The organism is Brucella sp. 22210, assembly GCF_052045675.1.
Taxonomy (GTDB): Bacteria; Pseudomonadota; Alphaproteobacteria; order Rhizobiales; family Rhizobiaceae; genus Brucella.
Genome location: NZ_JBQEPD010000016.1, coordinates 18,002 through 43,133 on the forward strand (window position 1 = coordinate 18,002; position 25,132 = coordinate 43,133).

A 25,132-nucleotide genomic window follows, 5' to 3' on the forward strand; every position below is an offset into this window, starting at 1 on the left:
AGCACATTTCTAAAATGCCTTATACCCTCCGCGCTGTGGGCGCAATGGTGAGCAACGCGTAAGGGGTCGTCATCTACACAGGAACATGATAGGCCGCAAAATCATAGTTGCAGGATTGCCATGTTCACGATCAGTCGCGTCGAAACCTATAGTCAGGAAATCAAGAAAAGTCGGTTTCTGGCCATTGCTGCGCCTGTTGCAAGCGAGCAGGCGGCGAAGGATTTTCTGAGCGAGCATTCGGACCTTGCAGCCAACCATAATTGCTGGGCATGGCGTATGGGGCAGAACTATCGTTTCAGCGATGACGGCGAGCCGAGCGGCACGGCGGGCAAGCCGATCCTGCAAGCGATTGACGGTCAGCAGCTCGACAATATTGCGGTGGTGGTGACGCGTTGGTTCGGCGGTATTCTGCTTGGCAGCGGCGGCTTGATGCGCGCCTATGGCGGCACTGCCGCGACCTGTCTGCGGCAGGCAGAAAAGACCGAGGTGATCCCGATGATCGGCTTTGCCTTCGCCTGCGATTTTTCTGACCATGCGCTTTTGAAGGCACGGCTGACTGCTGTGGACCATGTTGCAATAGCGCAGGAGAATTTTACCGGCAACGGCGTGGAAATAACGGGCGCAATGCCCATCGCCGCGCAGGATGATCTCTCGCGGCTTGTAACGGATCTGACGCGCGGCAAATCCGTGATCAAATTCGACGATTAAAAAGCAAAATGGCCGATCACAGGATCGGCCATTTTATCGTTGTTAAAGCAATCCGCCCTTGGACGAATATTGCTGGCGCTTGTTTTCGTACATCAGAAGATCGGCGCGCTTGGCAACAGCTTCGAGCGTTTCGCCCGGCGTGGTGGTTGCCGTGCCGATGGAAAGGTTGAGCTGCAGCTGCGAATAATACTGGTTGTTGATTTCGACCAGCCGCTTGATGTCTTCCACCATGGCTTCCGCGCCGCGCTCATCCACATAAGGCAGCACGATTGCGAACTCGTCGCCGCCGATACGTGCGGCATGGCCGGGCAGCTTGACGGCTTCGTTCAGCACTTCGCCGATACGGCGCAGCAATCCGTCGCCCGACGCATGTCCCCACAGATCATTGGCCGACTTGAGGCCATTCAGATCGATGATGATGATGGAGACGGGCAGGTGGCCCTTGCGTTCCAGCCGGTTGAGTTCATCCACGTAGAATGCGCGGTTGTGCAGCTTTGTCAGCACGTCGTGCTTGCCGAGATATTCCAGATAGGCTTCCGCCTTCTTGCGCGCGGTGATGTCCGTCAGCGCGACCTGCACCAGTGACCAGTCGTTTTCATGGCCGGGCAGGACGGAGAATTGCAACAGAACGTGGCGTTCGGTGCCATCCAGCGCGTAGTTGATCACTTCGCGACGCTGGAACAGGATACCGTTCCAAAGGTCAATCAGCTGTTCGCGGAAATGCGCTTCCATTTCACCGCGCAGAATCTGCGGTAGCGATTGCAGCAGTGTCGGCTTGTCGGGAGCCAGGAACAGCTCAAGCGTTTCATTGTTGATTTCCAGCACGCGAATTTCGCTCATGCACTGACGCACGAATTCGGGGTGAACATCGGTGAAGACACGGAAATCGACAATGCCGCGCTGGCGCACATCGTCCATCAGTTCCTTGATGCGGCTGAAATCTTCAACCCACAGCGAAACCGGCGAATGCTCGAACAGGCCTTGCGCATGGCGCTTGTGACGATCCTGCTCACGCATCGCGTTTTCGCGGGTCGTCACATCCTCGATCGACAGCAGGACACGGTCCCAGCTGTGCTCATGACCGGGCAGAATGCGGCCCTTGAGCTGGATATCGATGCGTCGGCCTTCCAGCGAATAGTTGATCGTGTTGCTGTAGAACGTATCGGAACCGTTCCAGAGCTGCACCATCTCATCGATATGCGGCTCCAGCATATCTTCACGGAACACGCGTTCCAGATTCGCGACCAGATGGTCGATGTCGTTTGCTTCAAAGAGCGAGAGGGTTTTGCGATTGACCGCCAGAACCCGGATATGGCTTGTGCAGATGCGAAGACGACTGGTGTCTTCCGTCAGAAAAGCCTTGAGGTCAGTAATGCCTTCTGACCGCCATGTGTCGAACTGCTTGCGAAGACCGCTATAGTCTTCAAGCCAAAGGGAAATAGGAGCCAGATCGAAGATGCTGGCTTTGTCGTTCACGGCGGTCTCGATATTCATTAGGTTCCCGCTTTTAACGCCACGCTTTTGAGTGAGGCGGCAATAAAATATCAGGGGCGCCTTATATTATGAAAGAGTTGTCTAGACCAGCGGCTTTCAAGACACAGCGAAGCAATATTTATGACATCAAATAAGAAAATGCCGTTCCTTTGTGAATGGAGGTGGTTTTGTCTTCTGGCTGTCTTTTCGATGGGAAGAGCGCCATCTGCTTAAAAGACGTGCGGTTTGTGCATTGGCGCTTATTGAAATTCACTATCGCCATCACCATTCTGGCTTTTGCGCATTACTCCACGCAAAGCGTGACCAATATCCTTGGCGGCGAGCAAAGTTTTTATAAGGTGTCTTGAATGAAGACCTGGAAACGGATCCATGAAACGTATTGAATTGATCATTGAGAACATCATTCTGGCCTCGCGCTGGCTATTGGTGGTTTTCTATCTGGGCCTTGCCATTGCGCTGGCGATTTACGCTGTATCCTTCGCGGGTAAGCTGTTCGACTTCGCCACCAAAGTCACGTCGTTGAACGACACCGATACGATCCTGAAAATACTGGGGTTGATCGATGCTGCGCTGATTGCCAGCCTTTTGGTGATGGTCGTCATCTCCGGTTATGAGAATTTTGTCAGCCGCTTTGATCAGGCGGGCGACGAGGTGCACTGGCTGGGCACGATCGATGCCGGTTCGCTGAAGATCAAGGTCGCATCGACAATCGTGGCCATCTCGTCGATCCATCTGTTGCAAATATTCCTGAATGCCACGACCTACACGTCGAACCAGCTGATGTGGTTCACGATCATCCATCTGGCCTTCGTCGTGTCGGCGCTGTTTTTAGCCTATATCGACAAGCTCACGGCCAAGGACAAGAACAAGGGTGATGCCAAAGGCAAGATTGAGCCCAATATCTAACCAGTCCTTGCGGCTATCAAAGAATTGGAAAAGCCCGGCATTGCCGGGCTTTCTATTTTTCTCTGCTCTAATAAAGGGAATTTGATCCCAATCAATGAAATCAAGCCGCTGGCATGGGTTGATAGCGCCGGGACGTGTTCCATATCGCCATTGGGATGCGTTGCATTGCCATTCATCAATCACTCAGGAAAGGATGAATCATGTCGGCTAACACCAAGGTTGCGCTCGTTACCGGTGCGGCACAGGGCATCGGTCGGGGTATTGCCCTTCGGCTGGCCAAGGACGGTTTCGATATCGCTCTGGTTGACCTCAAGGTGGACAAGCTCGCCGCTGTCAAACAAGAGGTTGAAGCTTTGGGTCGCAAGGCGTCCACGTTCTCGGCCGATGTCAGCAAGCGCGACGATGTTTACGCCGCTATCGATCATGCGGAAAAGGAACTGGGCGGCTTTGACGTGATCGTCAACAATGCCGGTATCGCGCAGGTTCAGCCGATTGCAGATGTGAAGCCGGAAGAAGTTGAGCGTATTTTCCGCATCAATGTCGACGGCGTGCTCTGAGGTATTCAGGCTGCGGCCGCCAAGTTCAAGGCGCGCAAGCAGAAGGGCAAGATCATCAACGCCTCGTCCATTGCTGGTCACGACGGCTTTGCCATGCTCGGCGTTTATTCCGCGACGAAATTCGCCGTGCGTGCGCTGACGCAGGCTGCGGCCAAGGAATATGCAAGTGCGGGCATTACCGTGAACGCTTATTGCCCCGGCATCGTCGGCACCGATATGTGGGTGGAAATCGACGAGCGGTTCTCGGAGATTACCGGCGCGCCGAAAGGTGAAACCTACAAGAAATATGTCGACGGCATTGCGCTCGGTCGCGCCCAGACGCCGGACGATGTGGCATCCCTCGTTTCCTTCCTGGCGAGTGCAGATTCGGATTACATCACGGGTCAGGCCATCCTGACGGACGGCGGTATCGTTTACCGCTGATCACAACGACCGAGGATATCCCGCGCTCGTCTGCGCGGGGTATCTGTCATTTACCCGAATGCGGCCTGTGTTAGACTGATCGTCCTCAAAGGAAAGGGCTGACCATGACACGTCTGACGGCAAAGGACTTCCCGCAGGAACTGCTCGAACTTTACGATTACTACGCGCACGGCAAGATCAGCAAACGCGAGTTTCTTGACCGGGCTGCAAAGTTTGCCATCGGTACGATGACGGCAACCGCCATTCTGGCTTCGCTTAGCCCCAATTACGCCATGGCGCAGCAGGTCGAGTTCACCGATCCCGATATTCTGCCTGAATATATCACCTATCCCTCGCCAGAGGGGAATGGCAATGTGCGCGCCTATCTCGTGCGTCCGGCCAATGTCCAAGGCAAGGTTCCGGCAGTCGTGGTGGTGCACGAGAATCGTGGTCTCAATCCCTATATTGAGGATGTGGCGCGCCGCGTTGCAAAGGCTGGCTTCATTGCGCTCGCGCCGGATGGCCTCACATCGGTTGGCGGCTATCCCGGCAATGACGAAAAGGGTCGCGAGTTACAACAGCAGGTTGATCCAACCAAGCTGATGAACGACTTTTTCGCCGCCGTTGACTTCATGATGAAAAGCGATCTGACCACCGGCAAGGTCGGCATCACCGGCTTCTGCTATGGCGGTGGTGTTGCAAATGCGGCTGCGGTCGCATTTCCGGAACTGGCTGCCGCCGTGCCGTTCTATGGTCGCCAGCCGCCGGTTAGCGAGGTTCCGCGCATCAAGGCGCCGCTTCTGCTTCATTATGCAGAGCTGGATAAGGGGATCAATGAAGGCTGGCCCGCTTATGAAGAAGCGTTGAAAAAGAACGGCAAGACTTACGAGGCCTATATCTATCCGGGCGTCAATCACGGCTTCCACAATGATTCCACGCCGCGTTATGACGAGGCTGCGGCCAAGCTTGCCTGGGACAGAACAATCGCCTGGTTCAAGCGCTATCTGGCGTGATCAGGATTTGGACCTGATTGCCTTGACGGCATGGACGATGCCGACAATGACGATCCCGATCAGAATGGCGAGCACGGCCTGCAGGAAAGAGGTTGCGATCCATTCGAGCACACCGGCAAAGCTGCTGCCTTCGGTCGGCAGATGGGCGACGATATTGTGGATGAATTCCTCGACGCTGTGAATGCCGATTGATGCCAGTCCGTGCACGATAATGCTGCCGCCAACCCAGAGCATGGCGACAGTGCCAACGGTGCTCAGCACCTTGAGCACGACCGGCATGCCCGCAACCAAGCCCTTTCCGAGACGTTTGCCGAACCCGGTATGGGCATTGCGGGCAAGCGCAACACCCATATCATCGATTTTGACGATAAAACCGACAACGCCATAGACGGCAAAGGTGATCAGCACCGCGACACAGGCAAGGATTGCTGCTTGTGTGTAGATATTCGAAGGGGGCAGACCTGCGAGCGTGAGGGCCATGATTTCGGCCGACAGGATGAAGTCCGTCCTGATTGCGCCGCTCACGGTCGTTGCTTCAATTTCCTTCGGGGTGGAGGCCTTGGTTTCGGTGTTTTCCTCATCCTTATGGGGAATGAAGAACTCAACCAGCTTTTCAGTGCCTTCGAAGGCAAGATAGGCGCCGCCGATCATCAGAAGTGGCATGATGAGACCGGGTGCGAAATAGCTGAGGATCAGCGCCAGCGGCAGCAGAAAAATCAGCTTGTTGCGCAGCGATCCTTTGGTGATTTTCCAGATGACCGGCAATTCGCGTTCCGGCTTAAGGCCGACAACATATTTCGGGGTCACTGCCGTATCGTCGATCACAATGCCTGCGGCCTTGGCGCTGGCCTTAGCGGTTTGTCCTGCCACATCATCCAAAGAGGCCGCCGCCATTTTTGCGATTGCTGCCACGTCATCGAGAAGTGCAAACAAGCCGGACGCCATGGAGGGCCTTTCTTTGTCATTGCGATAGAGACTAGAGTGGTTCCGGTCAAAACGGAATCGTGGAACCGCTCTATCTATTTGTTTTTACGCATTGTCCTACGCAAAACCGCTACGCACTTTTGCTGGAAATGCTCTAGCTAAACTTTCTAACGCCCCGGCGTCCATACCCTAATAGTCGGGGCTGTCTATTGTATTCTATCTGGAAACAATCTGTGTATGATTGTCAATATATCCAGATGCATTTCGATCATTATATCTTGCTGCAACACAACAGGAGAGATCGCCATGCTTAATCAGATCAAAGGCCTCCATCACGTCACATCGCTGGCAGCAGATGCCCGTTCGAACAACAAGTTCTTTACGGATGTACTGGGACTGCGCCGCGTCAAGAAAACCGTGAACTTCGATGATCCGAGTGTTTATCACCTTTATTACGGCGATGAAGTCGGCACACCGGGTACGGTCATGACCTATTTCCCGTTCCCCGGTATCCAGCGCGGTCGCGATGGTACGGGTGAGGTGGGTACGACTGTGTTTGCTGTACCGCAAGGTTCGCTGGGCTTCTGGAAAGATCGCTTCGCGCAGTCTGCCGTCAAGGTCGAATCGGAAGATGAAGCTTTTGGAGAAAAGCGCGTCTTTTTCCGCGGTCCGGATGGCGATAGTTTCGCTCTGGTTGAGGTGAAGGATGATCCGCGTGAGCCTTGGGTGCATGAAGGCATCGACGCCGATCACGCCATTCGCGGCTTTCATTCGGTCTCGATGCGTTTGCGTGACGAGGGTGCAACTTCGGAACTGCTCAAATATATGGGCTATCAGAAGCTGGATGCGAAGGACGGCATTACCCGCCTCATCATGCCGGACGGCAACGGGGCTGGCGTAATCGATCTTCAGACCTTGCCTTCTGTCGGACGCAACCAGCAGGGCGCCGGTTCGGTTCATCACGTCGCCTTCGCGGTCGAAAACCGCGAAAAGCAGCTCGAAGTCCGCAAGGCGCTGATGGATACCGGCTATAATGTTACGCCGGTGATCGACCGCGATTACTTCTGGGCGATCTACTTCCGGACCCCGGGCGGTGTCTTGTTCGAAGTGGCAACCAACGAACCCGGTTTTGATCGCGACGAGGATACCGCACATCTGGGCGAAGCTCTGAAGCTGCCGTCGCAGCACCAGCATCTTCGTGCTTATCTCGAAGAACATCTCGACAAGATTTAAGCACGCTTGAGGAGACCAATAATGACCAATCAGACCTACGTGCACCGGCTGAAGGCCGGTGCGGTTGGAGCGCCGCTGTTCATTGTCTTTCATGGCACGGGCGGCGATGAAAACCAGTTTTTCGGTTTGGCTGAACAGCTTTTGCCGGAGGCGACCATCGTATCTCCGCGCGGTGACGTGTCGGAATTTGGTGCGGCCCGCTTTTTCCGTCGGACGGGCGAGGGCGTCTACGATATGCAGGATCTTGCCCGCGCCACGGACAAGATGGCCGGGTATATCGCTGCTCTGGTCGAAGAATATAAGCCGTCGGAAGTGATTGCATTGGGCTATTCCAACGGGGCCAATATCATGGCCAATCTCCTGATCGAGAAGGGCAGGATATTTGACAAGGCGGTGCTTCTGCATCCGCTGATCCCGTTTGAACCGGCGGATAATCCGGGTTTGGAAGGCACGCAAATCCTGATAACGGCTGGCCGTATGGACCCCATCTGCCCGCCGGATTTCACAGAGGCGCTGGCGCGCTATTTTGAAAGCCAGAAGGCAGGCGTCAATCTTGTCTGGCATCCGGGCGGTCATGAACTGCGCCAGACCGAACTGACCGCTGTTCAGGAATTCCTCGGCTGATATCGATCACCGCCATTCGTCAGGATGGCGGTGATTTTTGCATTCATGCAACTCCAGATGCCGCACTTGATTTTATCAATATACATTATATGTAAGTGTATATTGATTTTGGATTTGCCTGATGAATATGGTCACGGACACCAGTCCCGGCATGTCGCGCCAGCAGATGGAAGATCGCGCAGGGGAAGTCGCCGAATTGCTGCGCACCCTGTCGCATCCGGCCCGTCTGATGCTGGCCTGTGCGCTGGCAGAAAAAGAATATTCGGTCGGCGAACTGGAACAAGGGTTGGGCATTCGTCAGCCAACCTTGTCGCAGCAACTCGGCGTGCTGCGTGAATCCGGCATCGTCGAGACCAGGCGTGAAGCCAAGCAGATTTTCTATCGCCTGACGGAAACCAAGGCGGCGCAGCTCATCGAGGCGCTGTATGGCATCTTCTGTCATGACGCGCCGAAGGGAGCTTTGTCATGATGACCTATCTCCAGTCGCTGGCGGGCGGCATGCTGCTTGGTGCAGCCGCAATTTTCCTTCTGATCTTCAACGGCCGTATCGCTGGTATCAGCGGTATCGTCGGCCGATTGCTGAACGGAAGCCAAGCCGCGCTCAATGCAGCATTCGTTCTTGGCCTCATTCTTGGGCCTGTGGTCTATGCCGCCTTTTTCGGGAGCTTTCCTGCCACAACCATCGTGGCTTCCTGGCCGGTCATCATCGTGGCGGGTCTTCTGGTTGGTGTCGGAACGCGTATGGGTTCCGGCTGTACATCCGGCCACGGTATCCTCGGTATGGCGCGCTTTTCCAAACGCTCTATCGCTGCAACGATCACGTTCCTAATTACAGGTGTGGCGGCGGCAACCATCGCGGGAGTTCTGCTATGAACAGGTTGGCTTACTACCGCCTCGCGGCAGCGCTTTTTGCAGGCGCATTGTTCGGGTTCGGATTGTCTCTATCAGGCATGATCGACCCGTCACGCGTGCAGGGCTTTCTGAACATAGCGAGCGGTCACTGGGACCCCAGCCTTGCATTCGTGCTCGGCGGTGCGCTGCTGGTCGCCATTCCGGGCGTAATGCTGCAACGCAAGCTGGCAAAGCCGGTGCTGGACGACAGTTTTCATCTGCCTGAAAAGACGCAGATCGACCGACCTCTGGTGGTCGGCTCGGCGCTGTTCGGTCTTGGTTGGGGATTGGCGGGGTTCTGCCCCGGACCTGCGGTCTCAGCCTTGTCTATCGGCTTGCCGCAGGTCTGGTTATTTGTGGCTGCCATGGCGGCAGGCATGATCATTCACGACAAGGTATTGAAGAGCTAAAGCCCGCGCGCGATTACCAGTCGCTGAACTTCGCTGGTGCCTTCATAAATCTGGCAGACGCGCACATCGCGATAGATGCGCTCAACCGGATAGTCGGCAAGGTAGCCATAACCGCCGTGAATCTGGATTGCGGCAGAACAGACTTCCTCCGCCATTTCCGACGCCACAAGCTTGGCCATAGACGCTTCTGTCAGGCAAGGCTTGCCCGCTTCGCGCAAGGCTGCGGCGTGCAGAACCATCTGGCGCGCCGTTTCAATCTTCGTCGCCATATCGGCAAGACGGAACGCAATGGCCTGATGCTCGGCAATCGGCTTGCCGAACGTGATGCGCTCCTTAGCATAGTCACGGGCGATCTCGAAAGCGGCGCGCGCCATGCCGACTGCCTGCGCGGCAATGCCGATGCGTCCGCCTTCAAGATTGGCAAGTGCGATTTTATAGCCTTCGCCTTCGGCCCCCAGCCTGTTTTCCACCGGCACCCACATATTGGTGAAAGCCAGTGCGCAGGTGTCGGACGAATGCTGGCCGAGCTTGTGTTCGACCGACATGACCTCGTAGCCGGGCGTATCGGTTGGCACGATAAAGGCCGAAATGCCCTTTTTGCCTGCCGCCGGGTCGGTAACCGCAAAAACAATCACCACACTGCCATTCTTGCCGGACGTGATGAATTGCTTGGAGCCGTCGATCACATAATGATCGCCATCGAGCCGCGCGCGGGTTTTCAGGGCCGACGCGTCGGACCCGGCCTGCGGCTCTGTCAACGCAAAGCCGCCGATCCATTCACCCGATGCCATCTTGGGCAGGAAGCGGCGCTTCTGGTCCTCTGTGCCAAAACGCAGGATTGGCGCGCAGCCGACCGAGGAATGCACCGAAACGATGGTCGAGCAAGCGCCGTCGCCTGCCGCGATTTCTTCCAGAGCCAGCGCATAAGCCACCATGCCAAGGTCTGAGCCGCCCCATTCTTCGGGCACAAGCATGCCGAGAAAGCCAAGTTCGCCCATTTCGGTCAGTTCCGCGCGCGGGAAAGCATGTTCCCGGTCACGCTGGGCAGCACCCGGCGCAAGACGCTCTTGCGCGAAATCGCGGACTGCGTCGCGGATCTGCTCCTGCGTATCGGTCAGAAGCATCACACAATCCTTTCAATGCCGATGGAAGTGGCTTCGCCGCCGCCAAGGCAGATGCCAGCCACGCCGCGCTTCAATCCATGTGTCTCCAGTGCGGCAAGCAGCGTCACCAGAATGCGCGCGCCGGAAGCGCCGATGGGGTGGCCGAGCGCGCAAGCGCCGCCATGGATATTGACCTTGTCATGCGGCAGGTCGAGATCGCGCATGGCCGCCATGGCGACAACCGCGAAAGCCTCGTTGATCTCGAACAGATCGACATCCTTGAGGTTCCAGCCGATCTTTTCCGAAAGCTTGTTGATTGCACCAATAGGCGCAGTGGCAAAAAGGTTCGGCTTGTCGGCATAGGTCGCATGGCCAACCAGCACCGCGCGTGGGGTCAGGCCGCGTTTTTCCGCTTCCGACGCGCGCATCAGCACGAGTGCCGCAGCGCCATCGGAAATCGATGACGAATTGGCCGCTGTTACCGTGCCGCCGTCGCGGAAGGCAGGGCGTAGAGAAGGGATCTTGTCGATCTTCGCCTTGCCTGGTTGTTCATCAACTGAGACCTGCACCTCAGCGCGACCTGATTTCACCGTGACGGGGGTGATCTCTGCCGCAAACAGACCGTCCTTGATGGCCTTCTGGGCACGGGTCAGCGAGGCAATGGCGAATTCGTCCTGCGCTTCACGGGTGAACTGGTAGGCTTCTGCACAATCTTCCGCAAAAGTGCCCATCAGGCGGCCCTTGTCATAGGCGTCTTCAAGCCCGTCGAGGAACATATGATCCAGAATCTGGCCATGTCCCATGCGATAGCCGCCACGAGCCTTGGGCAGCAGATAGGGCGCATTGGTCATGCTTTCCATGCCGCCCGAAACGATTACATCTGCCGAACCAGCCAGCAGAAGATCATGCGCCAGCATGGTGGCCTTCATGCCCGAGCTACACATTTTGTTGACGGTGGTGGCACCGGTCGACAGGGGCAGTCCGGCCTTGATTGAAGCCTGACGCGCCGGGGCCTGTCCCTGACCGGCAGGCAGGACGCAACCCATGAACACTTCTTCGACGGCTTCCGCGGCGAGACCGGCACCTGCCAGCGCACCGCTGACGGCGGCAGCGCCGAGATCGGTCGCCTGTGCGCCGGAAAAGTCGCCCTGAAAGCCGCCCATGGGCGTACGGGTTGCGCCGACAATGACAATAGGATCGCTGTTGGACATGATCGTTCCTCGCTTCCTGATGATTGGTTTACTTCGCAGCCATGCGCAGCGCGCCATCAAGACGGATGACTTCGCCGTTGAGCATCTGGTTTTCCGCAATGTGGCGCACAAGTGCTGCATATTCCGCAGGGCGTCCAAGACGCGACGGGAACGGCACCGATGCGCCGAGCGCGTCCTGCACTTCCTGCGGCATGCCTGCCATCATTGGCGTTTCGAAGATGCCAGGCGCAATCGTCATGACACGGATGCCATGGCGCGCCAGCTCGCGTGCGACGGGCAGGGTCATCGCTGCAACGCCGCCTTTCGAGGCGGAATAGGCCGCTTGTCCGATCTGGCCGTCAAAGGCGGCAACCGAGGCGGTGTTGATGATCAACCCGCGTTCGCCGCCATCGCCCGGTTCATTCTTCGCCATGGCTTCGGCTGCAAGCCGCAGCATGTTGAACGTGCCGATCAGATTAATCGAAATGGTGCGTGCGAAACTGTCGAATTTGTGCGGCCCTTCGCGGCCCAGCACCTTTTCGCCTGGCGCAACGCCTGCGCAATTGACGAGCGCATCGATACGGCCAAAGGCCTTGAGAGCGGCGGCGATGGCTGCCTGTCCATCCGCTTCGCTCGTAACGTCGGTGCGCTGGAAAAGTGCGGATGCGCCAAGCGCTTTCGCCGCCGCTTCACCGGCCTCAGCATTGACATCGAGAAGCGCGACCTTGCCGCCAGCTTCGACAACCATCTTGGCCACAGCCGCGCCGAGGCCGGAACCCGCGCCGGTGATCAGAAATACCCGATCTTGAATCTGCATAATTTTACCTCAGGCTTTTGTCTGTTGCTGTTTGTCGATTTCCGCCTTGCGCAGCAGAAAGCGCTGGATTTTCCCGCTTGGCGTCTTCGGCAGTTCGCTGACGAAATCGATCTCGCGCGGATAGGCATGGGCGGACAGCCGCTTCTTCACATGTTGCGCCAGCTCTTCGGCAAGTGCTGGCGTGCCCTCATGGCCGGGTGCAAGAATGACGAATGCCTTGACGATTTCCGTGCGCTGCGGATCGGGAACACCGACGACCGCCGCCTCGTTGACCGCCGGGTGCTCAAGCAGGGCGCTTTCCACGTCGAACGGTCCGATGCGATAACCGGATGAGGTGATGACATCATCGGCACGGCCAATGAAGCTGACAGAACCGTCGTCTTCGAACTCCACTGTATCGCCGGTGCGATAATAGCCGCCCGCAATGGCTGGTGTTTCCTGTTTGTAGTAGCCGGAAAACCAGAGTAGTGGCGATTTTGCAATGTCGATGGACAGAATACCCGGCTGGTTGGGGCCGAGTTCATTTCCGGCTTCATCCAGAACAGCGACGCGATAGCCCGGCATGGCATAACCCGCCGAACCCTGACGAACCGAATGTTCAAGGCCGTGATGGTTGTTGACCACCATGCCGAGTTCGGTCTGGCCGTAATGATCGTGGATAGGCGCACCGAGATTGGCATCAAACCAGCGGATCACTTCCGGATTGAGTGGCTCGCCTGCACTGGAAACCACGCGCAGACGTCCCTTGATGCGGGCGGCCGCTTCCGGGCCTGCCGCCATCAGCAGACGAAATGCGGTTGGCGAACCGGCCAGACTGGTCACGCCCAGACGTTCGATGATGTCGTAGGTGCTTTCGGCGTTAAAGCCGCCTTCGTAAAGCGTGGTGGCAATGCCAAGTTGCAGCGGACCTGTCACGGCATAGTAAAGCCCATAAGCCCAGCCGGGATCGGCAATATTCCAGAAGATGTCGTCGGACCGCAGGCCCACGGCTTCGCGCATATAGGCGCCGAAAGCGAGCAGCGCGAAAAGCGGAACCGGCACGCCCTTTGGCAAGCCCGCCGTCCCGGAGGTCGACATCATCATGAACAGATCATCGCCCTTGCGCATGACGGGCGGGCGATCGGTGGTGGCGGCAGCAAGGGCTGCGCGGAAATCGATATCGCCAGCAGGTGCCGTCTCGCCGGGGGCGAGTATCGTTGCGACCTGCGGGCAATTTTCGACTTCATCCAGCTTGCTGCGATTGGCAAGATTGGTGACGACCAGTTTCGCGTCGCTTGTCTTGAGACGATGGTCGATGGCCTTGGGGCCGAAAGCGGTGAAGAGCGGCTGATAAACGGCACCGATGCGCCATGCGCCGAGAATGGTTGCAATCAGTTCCGGTGTGCGATGCAGCAGCCCCGCAACGACATCCCCTGCGCCGATACCTGCGTCTTTCAGGACATTGCCGACCTTTGCGGAGAGATCGCGCAGTTCTTCAAAGGTGAGTTCGGTCAACTGGCCGTCAGCGGAAATCGCGCGCAGCGCTATGCGGTTCTCGCCGACGTAACGGTCGCAGCATTCGATGCAGCCATTAAGGCCGGTGTTGGGATTGCCCACGAGCTGTGTGATGGCATGATCGAGTTCAAACTTAGCCACGGCGTCATCATAACGCACACGCTGCGTGACAGCAGACGCTTCAGTCATTCCGGTATTCCTCCCAGACTTCTCACCGCAACGCCAACTCCTCTTGGAACGCTGCTATAGTGAGGTTAATCGCTCAATCATTGCAAACAATGACATTAGAGGTCTTAATTGCTGATCGTTTTTGCAATATAGATCAGTTCATGGAACGCCATAATATCACACCCGGCTTCGTCGAGGACGCTCTGGAAAGCGTGCGCCAGCGGGGCATCGATACAGCGCCATTGATGGCGGCAGTCGGCTTGCCGGACAGGTTGGCCGAGCCGGTCACGAATATCCAATATGGCCGCCTGTGGTGGCTGATTGCCGAGACCATCGATGATGAGTTCTTTGGTCTTGCTGCGCGTCCGATGCGGCCCGGTAGCTTCAATCTGCTTTGTCATGCCGTTCTGCATGCGGGCACTCTGGAGCGCGCCATGCGCCGTGCCTTGCAGTTTCTGAATGTCGTGCTGGATGATCCGCGTGGCGAATTGCGTATACGCGACGGCATGGCACATGTGGTGCTGACGGATGCGGGCTCGCCACGACCGGCCTTTGCCTATCGCGCTTACTGGCTGATCCTGATGGGCGTGGCTTGCTGGCTGGTGGGGCGGCGCATCCCTTTGCGAACGCTGGACTTTGCCTGCCCGGCACCAGAGGACCGGCAGGATTATCGTAAATTCTTCGGCGCACCGGTGCTATTCGATCAGCCGACAACGCGGCTGGTGTTCGATTCATCCTATCTCGCTTTGCCGATCATTCGCAGCGATGTGGCGTTGGAAAGTTTTCTGCGCGAGGCTCCGGCCAATATCCTGATCCGCTATCGTCACGACCACGATATCTCCTCACGGGTTCGCGCGCAGCTGAGCCACACTTCCGCGCAGGAATGGCCTTCATTCGAGGAGATGGCCGGTCAACTGAAAATGTCCGTACCGACGCTGCGGCGCAGGCTGAAAGCCGAAGGCCAAAGCTTCGGGACAATCAAGGATGAGTTGCGCTTCGTGACGGCACAACAGCTTTTGACAGAGGACAGGCTGACTGTTGCGGAAGTGGCCGCCGAACTCGGCTATAGCGAGCCCAGCGCATTTTATCGCGCCTTTCAGAAATGGATGGGACGCAGCCCCGGCACTTTCCGGAAAATAGAGCCGTCCGAATGAGGACTGGCTGATGCAGGCTTATCAGCATTAACTTTTTTGCGAGCGGAAGCGTTAATATCTGTACCCGGCGGTTCTCCGGTGTTAAAGCACCCGCGCAACAAGAACTGGCGGCCTCCCACCGCGCAAGCAGCTGACGTGCGTGAAAATATCGTATTGACGACAGATTTGCCTTCATTCATGTCGTAATCCGTCCGTTTGCTGTTCCAGCCTGGAAACCTTGACAATGACCGAACGTCTTTCTTTCGCCCGTGATCGCATCAATGTTCTTCTTCTCGAAGGCATCAACCAGACCGCCGTCGAGTATTTCAAATCCTCCGGCTACACCAATGTCACGCATCTGCCCAAAGCACTGGACAAAGCCGATCTGATCGAAGCGATTTCGCACGCGCATATTATCGGCATCCGCTCGCGCACGCAGCTGACCGAAGAGATCTTCGCTGCGGCGAACCGCCTGGTGGCTGTCGGCTGCTTTTCCGTTGGTACCAATCAGGTCGATCTGAAAGCCGCCCGCAAGCGCGGTATCCCGGTTTTCAATGCACCGTTCTCCAACACACGCTCGGTTGCTGAGCTGGTGATCGGCGAGATCATCATGCTGATGCGCCGCATTTTCCCGCGTTCCGTATCGGCCCATGCCGGCGGCTGGGACAAGACGGCGACGGGCAGCCGCGAAGTGCGTGGCAAGACGCTCGGCATTATCGGCTATGGCAATATCGGCTCGCAGGTCGGCAATCTGGCTGAAAGCCTTGGCATGACTGTTCGCTACTACGATACGTCTGACAAGCTGCAATATGGCAATGTGAAGCCTACGGCGAGCCTTGATGAGCTGCTGAAGATTTCCGATGTCGTCAGCCTGCATGTTCCGTCGAACAAGTCCACGTCCAAGCTGATTACCGAAGCCAAGCTGCGCAAGATGAAGAAGGGCGCCTTCCTCATCAACAATGCACGCGGCACGGTTGTCGATCTGGAGGCACTGGCCAAGGTTCTTCAGGAAGGCCACCTTGCTGGTGCCGCCATCGACGTTTTCCCGGTCGAGCCTGCATCGAACAATGACAAGTTCGTTTCGCCTATTCAGAATATCGAAAATGTCATTCTGACGCCGCATATCGGCGGTTCGACGGAAGAAGCGCAGGAGCGCATCGGCATCGAAGTCACGCGTAAGCTGATTGAATATTCCGATGTTGGTTCGACGCTCGGCGCTGTAAACTTCCCACAGGTTCAGCTGCCGCCACGTCCGACCGGCACACGCTTTATGCATGTGCACGAAAACCGTCCGGGCATCCTCAACAGCCTGATGAACATTTTCTCCACGCACGGCATCAACATCGCCAGCCAGTTTCTTCAGACGGACGGCGAAGTCGGTTACCTTGTGATGGAAGCTGACGGTGTGGGCGAAGCCAGCGATGACATTCTGAATGCCATGCGCGAAATCCCCGGCACGATCCGCGCGCGCCTGCTGTACTAACAGTCGAGACGCACGTTTAAATTCTATGACGGCATACTCCGGTGTGCCGTCATATTCGTTTCAAGGAACTGTTATATATGCCCGGCAAATAAGGACTTTTTGCCATGCAGTTTTTGAAGACATTTGAGCTTTTTCCCTTTTTCGACACGGTCATCAGCCTGACGGCGGCATTCATTTTTGGCACGCTGATCGGTGCGGAGCGCCAGTATCGTCAGCGCACTGCCGGCCTGCGTACCAATGCTCTGGTGGCGCTCGGCGCTGCCGCTTTCGTCGATCTCGCCGTGCGGATTGCCGGTGCTCCCGAGGCTACGCGTGTCATTTCATATGTCGTTTCGGGTGTCGGTTTTCTCGGCGCGGGCGTCATCATGAAAGAGGGCATGAATGTGCGTGGTCTCAACACCGCGGCAACCCTCTGGTGTTCGGCAGCGGTGGGCGCATTTGCAGGAACCGATATGGTCGCTGAAGCCGCATTGCTCACGGCCTTTATCCTGTTCGGGAATACGCTTCTGCGTCACCTCGTCAATCTCATCAGCCGCATCCCGATCCATGAGCGGGCATTGGAACAGACCTACGAAGTGCGTGTCATCGCTTCGCATGAGGGGATGGAAGAAATACGCGAATTGCTGGTCGAAAAGCTGGAAGACGCGAAATATCCTGTCAGCGATGTGGAAATAACCGATCGCAATGCGAAAACGGTCGAGATTCTGGCAACGCTGGTCAGCACCTCCATCGAGCCTCAAGAAGTTGAGGCGGTGACCGCTTTCATGGAAAAGCAGAACGGCGTTTTCTATGCCGGTTGGGAAGGCAGTTCGAAGGACTGACCGGGGTCAAAGCTACTCGCTTACCGGTCGATACGCGTGGAAAGCACGATGGACGACATGGTGCGTTCCACGCCTTCCAGCGCGCCGATCCTGTCGAGAACCGCATCTAGTTCCTGAATGGACGGTGCTTCCACCACCACAATCATATCGAAATGGCCGCTGACGGAGTGCAGCGTCCGCACCGTCATCATGCCGCGCAACGCGGTTTCAACCTTTGGTGCGAGTTTGGGTAGTGCTGTTACCAGTACGTGCGCTCGCACGAGATCGCGCTCGAATTCCGGTGCGATTCGAACGGTATAGCCCTCGATTACCCCCTGCTTTTCCAGCTTTTCAATGCGGCTTTGCACGGTCGTTCGCGAGACGCCAAGGCGTCTTGCAAGCTCGGCTGTGGAGGCGCGAGCGTTTTCACGGAGGAGGGCGATGAGATTCAGGTCTGCATTTGTCGGCATAGTGCATAATTATTACGGCATAATGTGCAAATAAACAACGTCATATCGTCGGTTCATACGCTTCTTTTTGCGCGAGACTGTGCGATTCTTGTTCATCAAATTGCATTCCAGTGAGACCAGAAAGGCCAAGGGGAAAACATATGAAACAGATCGTTGTCGTCGGCGCAGGTAAAATCGGTGCAACCATTGCCGATCTTCTGGCTTCCACAGGCGAATATGACGTCACCGTTGTCGATCGTTCGCAGGCACAGCTCGATGCGCTGGAAGCTGGCGCTGCCGTCAAGACACAGGCGCTCGACATTGAAGACGCAAAGGCGCTTGAAGCTGCCCTTACCGGCAAGTTCGCCGTGCTCAGCGCCGCTCCTTTCCATCTGACCACCCGTATTGCCGAAGCCGCTGCCAAGGCGGGCGTTCATTATCTCGACCTGACCGAAGACGTTGCCAGCACGCGCTGCGTGAAGGAACTGGCCCAGGAAGCCAAGACGGCTTTCATTCCGCAGTGTGGTCTTGCTCCGGGCTTCATCTCCATCGTCGCCTATGATCTGGCCAAGCGTTTCGACAAGCTCGACAGCGTTCGCATGCGCGTTGGCGCTCTGCCGCAGTACCCGTCCAATGCTCTCAACTATAACCTGACCTGGAGCACCGACGGCGTTATCAATGAATATATCGAGCCTTGCGAAGCCATCGTGAATGGCGAGCTGACGGAAGTTCCTGCTCTGGAAGAACGCGAAGAATTCTCGCTCGACGGCGTGACCTATGAAGCGTTCAACACCTCCGGCGGTCTTGGCACGCTGTGTGAAACGCTCGAAGGCAAGGTGCGCACGCTCAACTACCGCACGATCCGCTATCCGGGCCACGTTGCGCTTATGAAGGCGCTTCTGAACGATCTCGGCCTGCGTCATCGCCGCGAAGTCCTCAAGGACATCTTCGAAAACGCGCTGCCGACCACGCTTCAGGACGTCGTCGTGATCTTCGTGACCGTTTCCGGCACCAAGAATGGCCGTCTGGTTCAAGAAACCTACGCAAACAAGGTCTATGCTGCTCAGGTCGGCAAGATCGTTCGTTCCGGCATTCAGATCACCACGGCTTCGGCCATTTGTGCGGTGCTCGACATGCTGGCCAAGGGCGATCTGCCGCAGAAAGGCTTCATTCGTCAGGAAGACATCACGCTGGAAGCATTCCTCGCGAACCGCTTCGGCAAGGCCTATGCACAGGACGACCATTCCACGCGTCTGGTTGCCTGATTTATTTATTGGGCTGATGGATTTGGGCCTGTCGCGTTTTGGCGTGACGGGCCCATTCGTGTATCTGGCTACAGGGGCTTGCCACCAGGGTTATGAGAAACGGGCGAGCATTCGCCTCATGCAACGGCAATCCGGTCACAGCCGGAATTGCACAGGACTATGAAACAGGGAAATCATGTTGAAATCAGTTTTGCTGGCCGGTCTGGCCACCGTCGTTATCGCCTTGCCGGTTCAGGCCAAGGAATGGAAGGAAATCCGCATCGCCAGTGAAGGCGCCTATCCTCCGTTCAATTACATGTCGCCTGAAGGCAAGCTCGTCGGCTTCGATCTCGATATCGCCAATGCTCTGTGCGAAGCCATGGAAGCCAAGTGCACGGTCGTCGCCAATGATTGGGATGGGATGATCCCCGGCCTGCAGGCCAACAAGTTCGACGCCGTGATTGCGTCGATGGCCATCACGCCGGAACGCGAACAGCAGGTTGCCTTCACCGAGCGCTATTACACGACCCCGCTTGCGGTTGTTGTGCCGAAGGATTCGGAACTCACCTCGCTTGAGCCATCTGCATTCAGCGGTAAGACCGTTGGTGCACAGGCTGGCACCACGCAGGGCAATTATGCCGATGACGTGTATGGCAAGGCTGGCGCTGACGTGAAGCTCTATCCGACCGCCGACGAAGCCAATGCCGATCTGGAAAGCGGTCGCGTCGATGCGATTGCAGCCGACAAGTTTCTCGCTGCCGACTGGCTGAAGAAGCAGGGCGCTGATTGCTGCAAGTTCCTGAGCGATATTCCGGGTTCTGAAACGAAAATCGCCGTGGCGCTGCGCAAGGGCGATGACGATCTGCGTGAGCAGTTCAATGCCGCGATCAAGAAAATTCGCGAAAACGGCACCTACGATACGATCCGTCAGAAGTACTTCCATTTCGACATCTATTGATCGCAAAATATCATCGGACGCCGTCAAAACGCCACTTGATGTTGGCGGCGTCCGGTGCTTCAGTCAGACTGAAGCGGATGGGGTTCGCACGCTGCACAAAATTGCGGATTCCCGCCGGGGCTAATTAAAGCAGTCAACAAAAATAAGCATTTAAGGGGAAACCACCATGCTGAAATCTATCCTTGCCGCTGGCCTTTTTGCCGGTCTTTCCACTGTCGTCGCGGTTCTTCCGGCACAGGCGAAGGAATGGAAGGAAATCCGCATCGCCACGGAAGGCGCATATCCGCCCTTCAACTTCGTCGCTGCTGACGGCTCTCTTCAGGGGCTGGATGTTGAGATTGGAAATGCGCTCTGCGCTGCCATGCAGGCCAAGTGCACCATCGTCGCCAATGACTGGGACGGCATGATCCCCGGCCTGAAGGCAAACAAGTTCGACGCGGTTCTCGCTTCCATGAGCATCACCGAAGAGCGCAAGAAGCAGGTTGCGTTTACGGACAAATATTATTCGACGCCGCTCGCAGTCGCTGTTCCGAAGGATAGCCCGATCAAGTCGGTCGACGTTGAAGCCATGAAGGGCAAGACGCTTGGCGCGCAGGGTTCCACGACGCAGGCGACCTATGCGGAAGACGTTTATGCCAAGGGCGGCGCCGAAGCCAAGCTTTACCCGACTGCCGACGAAGCCAATGCCGACCTCAAGAGCGGTCGTCTGGATGCGGTTGTGTCGGACAAGTTCCCGCTCGTTGATTGGCTCAAGGCTGACGGTGCTGATTGCTGCAAGCTGCTCGGCGACATTCCGGGAACCGAAACCGCAGCTGGCATTGCCGTCCGTCAGGAAGACAACGATCTGCGTGAACAGCTCAATGCAGCGATCAAGAAAATTCGCGATGACGGTACCTATGCTACCATCGTGAAGAAGTATTTCGACTTCGACATTTATTGATCTCTACACGCAGCTAGAGCGGTTCCTATTGTAACGGAATCGTCGGAACCGCTCGCACTTTTGCTGGAAATGCTTAAGTGTTGCTACGAGCAGAAACGCGCCGGCTTAGGGTCGGCGCGTATTGCAATTTGAATGCCGGAAATACCGATGCAAAATCAGGATGTTATCGTTCTAGGAGCCGGCATTGTCGGCGTTTCTGCCGCTCTTCATCTGCAGGCACGCGGGCGCTCCGTCTGTCTGGTCGACAAGGGTGAGCCGGGGCAGGGAACGAGCTTTGGCAATGCGGGCCTCATCGAACGCTCCAGCGTTATTCCCTATTCCTTTCCACAGGGCTTTGGCAAACTGCTGCGCTACGCCACGAACGTGCGCACCGATGTTCGCTATTCTCCGCTTTATGTTCCGCGCATGGCGCGCTGGCTTTTCCGTTACTGGCGGGAATCGTCGCCTGAACGTCTGGAGATTGCCACGCAAGCCATGTTGCCGCTCGTCGAAGCAAGCGTGCATGAGCATGATGCTCTGGTGGCCGAAGCGGGCTGCGAAAAACTCATTCGCAAGCAGGGCTGGATGGAAGTTTTCCGCAACCAGCCCGCCTTCGATGCCGCAGTGCGCCGTTTACCCAATTTGCAGCGTTTCAATCTTTCCTATGACATTCTGGATGCTGGCGCCTTGCGCGCACGCGAAACTGCATTGGGCGAAGTCGCAGGCGGTATTCATTGGCTCGACCCGAAAACCGTCGTCAATCCGGCTGGGCTTGTGCAGGCTTATGCCGATTTGTTTCTTCGGCGCGGTGGCAAATTTGCGCATGGCGATGCTGCAACGCTGACCCAGAACGGCGATAGCTGGCAGGTTACGACGCAGGAAGGGCCGGTCAAGACCCGTGACGTCGTCGTGGCGCTTGGACCGCAAGCGGCACCGATTTTCCGGCGCTTCGGTTATCCTATACCCCTTGGCATTAAACGTGGCCATCACCTGCATTTCGCGATGCGGAACAACACGCGGCTGGGCCATACGGTGGTGGACGAGGAAGCGGGTTACGTATTGGCGCCGATGGTGCAGGGCGTGCGCCTGACCACCGGTATCGAATTCGCATCACCTTTGGCTGCGGCCAATCGCATACAGCTCGGGAAGACGGAAAAGATTGCACGGCGTCTGGTACCGCAGCTCGGCGAGCCGGTGGATAGCACACCGTGGCTCGGTCTGCGCCCGTGCCTGCCAGACATGCGGCCAGTGATCGGCCCGGCGCCGCGCCACAAGGGACTGTGGTTCGATTTTGGTCACGCCCATCACGGGTTGACGCTGGGGCCTGCAAGCGGACGGCTTATTGCGGAAATGATGACGGGCGAGAAAACCTATATCGATCCGATGCCATATTCGGCAGAGCGCTTCCTGTAATCGTTGAATATTTTGTGACAGGGTTGTCAGGAGTGGTGAAGCGGGGCTATCACTTTACTCCTCGCATTATTCCGCATTTCTGCGGGCCAATTGATCCGGAAAATCCTCGTGAAAAAGAAGTCCTTGGGCCGTACAGGCCTCTCTGTCACCGAAATTTGCCTCGGAACCATGACCTGGGTGTGCAGAACACCGAAGCTGATGCGCATGAGCAGCTGGATATTGCTGTTGATGCGGGCATCAACTTCATCGATACGGCGGAAGGCTATGCCATTCCGATGAGCGCCGAAAGCTACGGCAAGACCGAGACCTATATCGGGAACTGGTTCAAGGCTTCGGGCAAGCGCGACAAGGTCATTCTCGCCAGCAAGATTGCAGGCGGCGGTCGTCAGGAATGGATTCGCGGCGGTGCGCGCCCAAGCCGCGGCAGCGTGCGCGAAGCGGTTGAGAACAGCCTGAAGCGCCTCCAGACCGATCACATCGATCTTTACCAGATTCACTGGCCGATGCGTTCGCATTACCATTTTGGACAGGGCTGGAATTTCGATTTCAGCAAAAACGATGCGAAGTCGGAATTGCAGCACATGCACGACACTTTGCTCGGCCTCGACGATATGGTTCGCGAAGGCAAGATCCGGCACGTCGGTCTTTCCAACGAAACCGCCTGGGGAACGATGCGCTGGCTGCGTATGGCCGAAGAAGAAGGCCTGCCGCGTATGGCGTCGATCCAGAACGAATATGGGCTTTTGCAGCGCCAGTTCGATTTCGACATGGCTGAAGTGTCGCTCGCGGAAGATGTCGGCCTGCTCGCCTATTCGACGTTGGCCGCGGGCGTGCTGACGGGCAAATATCTCGGCGGCAATGTTCCGGCGGGTTCGCGCGCAGCAGTGACTGACGGTGGCCTGTGGCGCGACAATTCCCATTCGGAACCGGTCGTTCGCGCCTATATCGACGTTGCGAAGAAACACGGCCTCGATATTGCGCAGATGGGCATTGCCTTCTCGCTGACCCATCCGTTCATGACATCGGTAATCATCGGGGCGACGACGGTCGAACAGCTGAAGACTGATATTGCCGCCCATGAGCTGAAATTGTCGGACGAGGTGCTGGCCGATATTGCGGATGTTTACCGCAACCATCCACGCCCGCTCTGATCTCATTCAGTGCTGCTGAACTTGAAAAGCCCGCCATTGAATGGCGGGCTTTTTCTTGGACTTATCCCGCCAGATAAATCTCGTTTTTGACGATCCACTGGTCGATTGGCGTCATGCTGGAAGAGCTGACGATCACCATACGGTCGAAACGCAGGCTGCGACCGGACAGTGCCTCCGAAAGCCGTTTCATCTCGTCGTGCTTTTCGGGTGTATCCGGAACGCCATAGGCGAGAGACACATGTGGGACGAAACTCGCCAGATCGTCCAGGCCCGAAATGCCGATTGTATCGCGCTTAAAATCCATCAGCGACGGTGTTTTCTCCAGCGCCGCATAGAACGAACGAAAATAGGATTCTGTTGCCGCTATGCCTTCGATCCTGACATCCAGCGGCTTGCGCCCCATTGCAAGGCTGAGGATCAAGGGCTGCAACTCTTCAGCCGAACGCTCCATATCCGGGATCAATGTTGCATGCGGTTCGAAAACCGGGGTGTTGAAGCGAAGTGCCAGATCGCGAACTATCGTTTCGAGGAACTGCAGGTCGCCCCGCGCCGGGCGCAGCCAGACGGAATGAAATGTCATGTGGTCAGGCACCCTTTGCGCCCTTGGTATTGTCTGTTTTCAGTGGCCGCACACTGCTGCGCAAAATGAGCGGCATATCCAGCACAACCGTCTGCGGCGGCTCGTTGGGTGCATTTTCCCGTTCATCGAGCAGACGAACAATCTCCGCCGAGAGGCGTTCCGCATTCTGATCAAATGTCGTCAGCCGATACGCACCCCAGCGCGCCTCGGCCACATTGTCGAAGCCGATGATCGAAAGATCATCGGGAATGCTGAGATTATAGACATCGCGCGCGCAGTCCATCAGGCCAAACGCCATCAGATCATTGACACACAACACGGCCTCGACACGGTCCTTGTCGCCAAGCAGCAGGGAACCGGCGGCAAACCCGCTGTCATAATCGGTCAGTTCACCACGCTGGATGACGACCGGCAGACCGAGATTGTTTGCCTTTGCCACAAAGGCTTGCTCGCGTTCTACAAGGCTGTAACTGCCGACATTGGACGTAATCAGGCCGAGTTTTTTGAAGCCGCGCGCCGCGAAAACATCGACGGCGGTTTCCGCCGCAAGCTTGTTATTGGCGTGGACGTGGTCTGCTCCGGCTTCTGTTCTGCCGACGAGAATGAGCGGCTGGCCGTTTCGCTGTGCCAGCTCGACAAATGATGAGGACGGCATGCCCGACAGGACCACTGTCGCTTCCGCCCGATAACGCAGCAGCGCTTCGTGGGCCGCAGAAAGGTTTTCGCCGTGCTGGCCGGTTGGGATCAGCACCGGCACATTGCCGCGGGCTGCAAGGCGTCTGGAAAGGGTTGCGATCTGACGTGCGCGGAAAGGGCTGTCGGGATCGGCGGCGATCATGCCGACGATGCGGCTGCGATGGGCGAGAAGGCCACGGGCAAGATCATTGACCTGATAGCCAAGCTTGTCCGCAGCTTTGAGAACTTTCTCGCGGGTGGCAGCTGAAACGCTCGCGCCCGGTGTGAAAGTGCGGGAAACGGCGGAACGCGAGACGCCAGCCTCCTGCGCCACTTCATGCGCGCTGATGAAGCGTGGGCCACCATTGGCATCCTGATCTTGCTGAGCCATTT

26 protein-coding genes and 2 pseudogenes are annotated in these 25,132 nt (G+C 56.9%); 18 read left to right on the forward strand and 10 right to left on the reverse strand.

The features are described from left to right. Positions 1 to 120 precede the first annotated feature (120 nt). On the forward strand, positions 121 to 708 hold the full coding sequence (locus tag ACTJKP_RS18015; protein ID WP_078336915.1) for an IMPACT family protein: 588 nt from the start codon (positions 121 to 123) through the stop codon (positions 706 to 708). 42 nt (positions 709 to 750) lie between these two features. On the opposite strand, the gene ACTJKP_RS18020 is transcribed toward ACTJKP_RS18015, so the two are convergent. Then, complete coding sequence (locus ACTJKP_RS18020; protein WP_440631651.1) at positions 751 to 2,202, reverse strand: diguanylate cyclase domain-containing protein; 1,452 nt, start codon at positions 2,200 to 2,202, stop codon at positions 751 to 753. A gap of 167 nt (positions 2,203 to 2,369) precedes the next feature. On the opposite strand from ACTJKP_RS18020, the gene ACTJKP_RS18025 reads away from it, so the two are divergent. Together ACTJKP_RS18025 and ACTJKP_RS18030 are read left to right on the forward strand one after the other, a co-directional pair. Then, positions 2,370 to 2,549 carry a hypothetical protein gene (locus ACTJKP_RS18025; protein ID WP_440631652.1) on the forward strand — a complete coding sequence of 60 codons (180 nt, stop codon included), beginning with the start codon at positions 2,370 to 2,372 and terminating at the stop codon, positions 2,547 to 2,549. A 22-nt stretch (positions 2,550 to 2,571) separates the two neighbouring features. Then, positions 2,572 to 3,108 carry a TIGR00645 family protein gene (locus tag ACTJKP_RS18030; protein ID WP_440631653.1) on the forward strand — a complete coding sequence of 179 codons (537 nt, stop codon included), beginning with the start codon at positions 2,572 to 2,574 and terminating at the stop codon, positions 3,106 to 3,108. Here the strand turns inward: ACTJKP_RS18030 and ACTJKP_RS18035 are convergent. Beyond that, positions 3,105 to 3,284 carry a hypothetical protein gene (locus ACTJKP_RS18035; RefSeq protein WP_440631654.1) on the reverse strand — a complete coding sequence of 60 codons (180 nt, stop codon included), beginning with the start codon at positions 3,282 to 3,284 and terminating at the stop codon, positions 3,105 to 3,107. The genes ACTJKP_RS18030 and ACTJKP_RS18035 overlap by 4 nt on opposite strands. A 24-nt stretch (positions 3,285 to 3,308) precedes the next feature. Here ACTJKP_RS18035 and ACTJKP_RS18040 point away from each other — a divergent pair. Together ACTJKP_RS18040 and yghX are read left to right on the forward strand one after the other, a co-directional pair. Next, a pseudogene (locus ACTJKP_RS18040) lies at positions 3,309 to 4,088 on the forward strand (acetoin reductase). A gap of 104 nt (positions 4,089 to 4,192) precedes the next feature. Continuing rightward, the gene (yghX, locus tag ACTJKP_RS18045; protein ID WP_440631655.1) at positions 4,193 to 5,080 is read left to right on the forward strand and encodes a YghX family hydrolase; all 888 of its coding nucleotides are present in this window, start codon (positions 4,193 to 4,195) and stop codon (positions 5,078 to 5,080) included. Here the strand turns inward: yghX and ACTJKP_RS18050 are convergent, their stop codons facing one another. Then, the gene (locus tag ACTJKP_RS18050; protein WP_440631656.1) at positions 5,081 to 6,025 is read right to left on the reverse strand and encodes a DUF808 domain-containing protein; all 945 of its coding nucleotides are present in this window, start codon (positions 6,023 to 6,025) and stop codon (positions 5,081 to 5,083) included. A 285-nt stretch (positions 6,026 to 6,310) separates the two neighbouring features. Between ACTJKP_RS18050 and ACTJKP_RS18055 the strand changes: the two genes are divergently transcribed. From ACTJKP_RS18055 to ACTJKP_RS18075, 5 genes are all read left to right on the forward strand, one after another. Next, the gene (locus ACTJKP_RS18055) at positions 6,311 to 7,237 is read left to right on the forward strand and encodes a VOC family protein (protein ID WP_440631657.1); all 927 of its coding nucleotides are present in this window, start codon (positions 6,311 to 6,313) and stop codon (positions 7,235 to 7,237) included. Positions 7,238 to 7,258: 21 nt separating this feature from the next. After that, complete coding sequence (locus ACTJKP_RS18060) at positions 7,259 to 7,861, forward strand: alpha/beta hydrolase (RefSeq protein WP_440631658.1); 603 nt, start codon at positions 7,259 to 7,261, stop codon at positions 7,859 to 7,861. Between the two features lie 127 nt (positions 7,862 to 7,988). Beyond that, positions 7,989 to 8,330 carry a sulfite-sensing transcriptional repressor BigR gene (gene bigR / locus ACTJKP_RS18065; RefSeq protein ID WP_440631696.1) on the forward strand — a complete coding sequence of 114 codons (342 nt, stop codon included), beginning with the start codon at positions 7,989 to 7,991 and terminating at the stop codon, positions 8,328 to 8,330. Further along, positions 8,327 to 8,734: a YeeE/YedE family protein gene (locus ACTJKP_RS18070; RefSeq protein WP_440631659.1), complete on the forward strand. Its 408-nt coding sequence runs from the start codon at positions 8,327 to 8,329 to the stop codon at positions 8,732 to 8,734. Before bigR ends, ACTJKP_RS18070 begins: the two co-directional genes overlap by 4 nt. Further along, complete coding sequence (locus ACTJKP_RS18075; RefSeq protein WP_440631660.1) at positions 8,731 to 9,162, forward strand: DUF6691 family protein; 432 nt, start codon at positions 8,731 to 8,733, stop codon at positions 9,160 to 9,162. The genes ACTJKP_RS18070 and ACTJKP_RS18075 overlap by 4 nt, the downstream gene beginning before the upstream one ends. Here the strand turns inward: ACTJKP_RS18075 and ACTJKP_RS18080 are convergent. The 4 genes from ACTJKP_RS18080 to ACTJKP_RS18095 are packed head-to-tail and all read right to left on the reverse strand — an operon-like array spanning position 9,159 to position 13,955. After that, entirely contained in the window at positions 9,159 to 10,286 is a 1,128-nt protein-coding gene (locus tag ACTJKP_RS18080; protein ID WP_440631661.1) for an acyl-CoA dehydrogenase family protein, read from the reverse strand. The genes ACTJKP_RS18075 and ACTJKP_RS18080 overlap by 4 nt on opposite strands. Beyond that, positions 10,286 to 11,476: an acetyl-CoA C-acyltransferase gene (locus ACTJKP_RS18085; protein ID WP_440631662.1), complete on the reverse strand. Its 1,191-nt coding sequence runs from the start codon at positions 11,474 to 11,476 to the stop codon at positions 10,286 to 10,288. The genes ACTJKP_RS18080 and ACTJKP_RS18085 overlap by 1 nt, the downstream gene beginning before the upstream one ends. A gap of 28 nt (positions 11,477 to 11,504) precedes the next feature. After that, positions 11,505 to 12,272, reverse strand: coding sequence for a 3-hydroxyacyl-CoA dehydrogenase (locus ACTJKP_RS18090; protein WP_078336927.1), 768 nt, complete (start codon positions 12,270 to 12,272; stop codon positions 11,505 to 11,507). Between the two features lie 9 nt (positions 12,273 to 12,281). Then, positions 12,282 to 13,955: an acyl-CoA synthetase gene (locus ACTJKP_RS18095; RefSeq protein ID WP_440631663.1), complete on the reverse strand. Its 1,674-nt coding sequence runs from the start codon at positions 13,953 to 13,955 to the stop codon at positions 12,282 to 12,284. Between the two features lie 140 nt (positions 13,956 to 14,095). On the opposite strand from ACTJKP_RS18095, the gene ACTJKP_RS18100 reads away from it, so the two are divergent. The 3 genes from ACTJKP_RS18100 (at position 14,096) to ACTJKP_RS18110 (ending at position 17,371) form a co-directional block, all read left to right on the forward strand. Beyond that, positions 14,096 to 15,088 carry an AraC family transcriptional regulator gene (locus tag ACTJKP_RS18100; protein WP_440631664.1) on the forward strand — a complete coding sequence of 331 codons (993 nt, stop codon included), beginning with the start codon at positions 14,096 to 14,098 and terminating at the stop codon, positions 15,086 to 15,088. Positions 15,089 to 15,311: 223 nt separating this feature from the next. Beyond that, positions 15,312 to 16,550, forward strand: a complete 1,239-nt coding sequence (serA, locus tag ACTJKP_RS18105) for a phosphoglycerate dehydrogenase (RefSeq protein WP_440631665.1) — start codon at positions 15,312 to 15,314, stop codon at positions 16,548 to 16,550. 104 nt (positions 16,551 to 16,654) lie between these two features. Further along, a complete protein-coding gene (locus tag ACTJKP_RS18110) occupies positions 16,655 to 17,371 on the forward strand; it encodes an MgtC/SapB family protein (RefSeq protein ID WP_280993004.1) in 717 nt (238 codons plus the stop codon). A 20-nt stretch (positions 17,372 to 17,391) separates the two neighbouring features. Here ACTJKP_RS18110 and ACTJKP_RS18115 read toward each other — a convergent pair whose 3' ends face one another. Next, the gene (locus ACTJKP_RS18115) at positions 17,392 to 17,820 is read right to left on the reverse strand and encodes an Lrp/AsnC family transcriptional regulator (protein ID WP_078336932.1); all 429 of its coding nucleotides are present in this window, start codon (positions 17,818 to 17,820) and stop codon (positions 17,392 to 17,394) included. A gap of 140 nt (positions 17,821 to 17,960) precedes the next feature. Between ACTJKP_RS18115 and ACTJKP_RS18120 the strand changes: the two genes are divergently transcribed. From ACTJKP_RS18120 to ACTJKP_RS18140, 5 genes and pseudogenes are all read left to right on the forward strand, one after another. Further along, positions 17,961 to 19,064, forward strand: a complete 1,104-nt coding sequence (locus ACTJKP_RS18120) for a saccharopine dehydrogenase C-terminal domain-containing protein (protein ID WP_440631666.1) — start codon at positions 17,961 to 17,963, stop codon at positions 19,062 to 19,064. Positions 19,065 to 19,239: 175 nt separating this feature from the next. Beyond that, entirely contained in the window at positions 19,240 to 20,001 is a 762-nt protein-coding gene (locus ACTJKP_RS18125) for an ABC transporter substrate-binding protein (RefSeq protein ID WP_440631667.1), read from the forward strand. A 178-nt stretch (positions 20,002 to 20,179) separates the two neighbouring features. Then, a complete protein-coding gene (locus tag ACTJKP_RS18130; RefSeq protein WP_374843064.1) occupies positions 20,180 to 20,941 on the forward strand; it encodes an ABC transporter substrate-binding protein in 762 nt (253 codons plus the stop codon). Between the two features lie 141 nt (positions 20,942 to 21,082). Continuing rightward, positions 21,083 to 22,333: an NAD(P)/FAD-dependent oxidoreductase gene (locus tag ACTJKP_RS18135; RefSeq protein ID WP_440631697.1), complete on the forward strand. Its 1,251-nt coding sequence runs from the start codon at positions 21,083 to 21,085 to the stop codon at positions 22,331 to 22,333. A gap of 108 nt (positions 22,334 to 22,441) precedes the next feature. Next, positions 22,442 to 23,484: pseudogene (locus ACTJKP_RS18140) on the forward strand (aldo/keto reductase). Between the two features lie 61 nt (positions 23,485 to 23,545). On the opposite strand, the gene ACTJKP_RS18145 reads toward ACTJKP_RS18140, so the two are convergent. Both ACTJKP_RS18145 and ACTJKP_RS18150 read right to left on the reverse strand, forming a co-directional pair. Then, on the reverse strand, positions 23,546 to 24,064 hold the full coding sequence (locus tag ACTJKP_RS18145; RefSeq protein ID WP_440631668.1) for a 2'-5' RNA ligase family protein: 519 nt from the start codon (positions 24,062 to 24,064) through the stop codon (positions 23,546 to 23,548). A gap of 4 nt (positions 24,065 to 24,068) precedes the next feature. Continuing rightward, positions 24,069 to 25,130, reverse strand: coding sequence for a LacI family DNA-binding transcriptional regulator (locus tag ACTJKP_RS18150; RefSeq protein WP_440631669.1), 1,062 nt, complete (start codon positions 25,128 to 25,130; stop codon positions 24,069 to 24,071). Positions 25,131 to 25,132 lie beyond the last annotated feature (2 nt).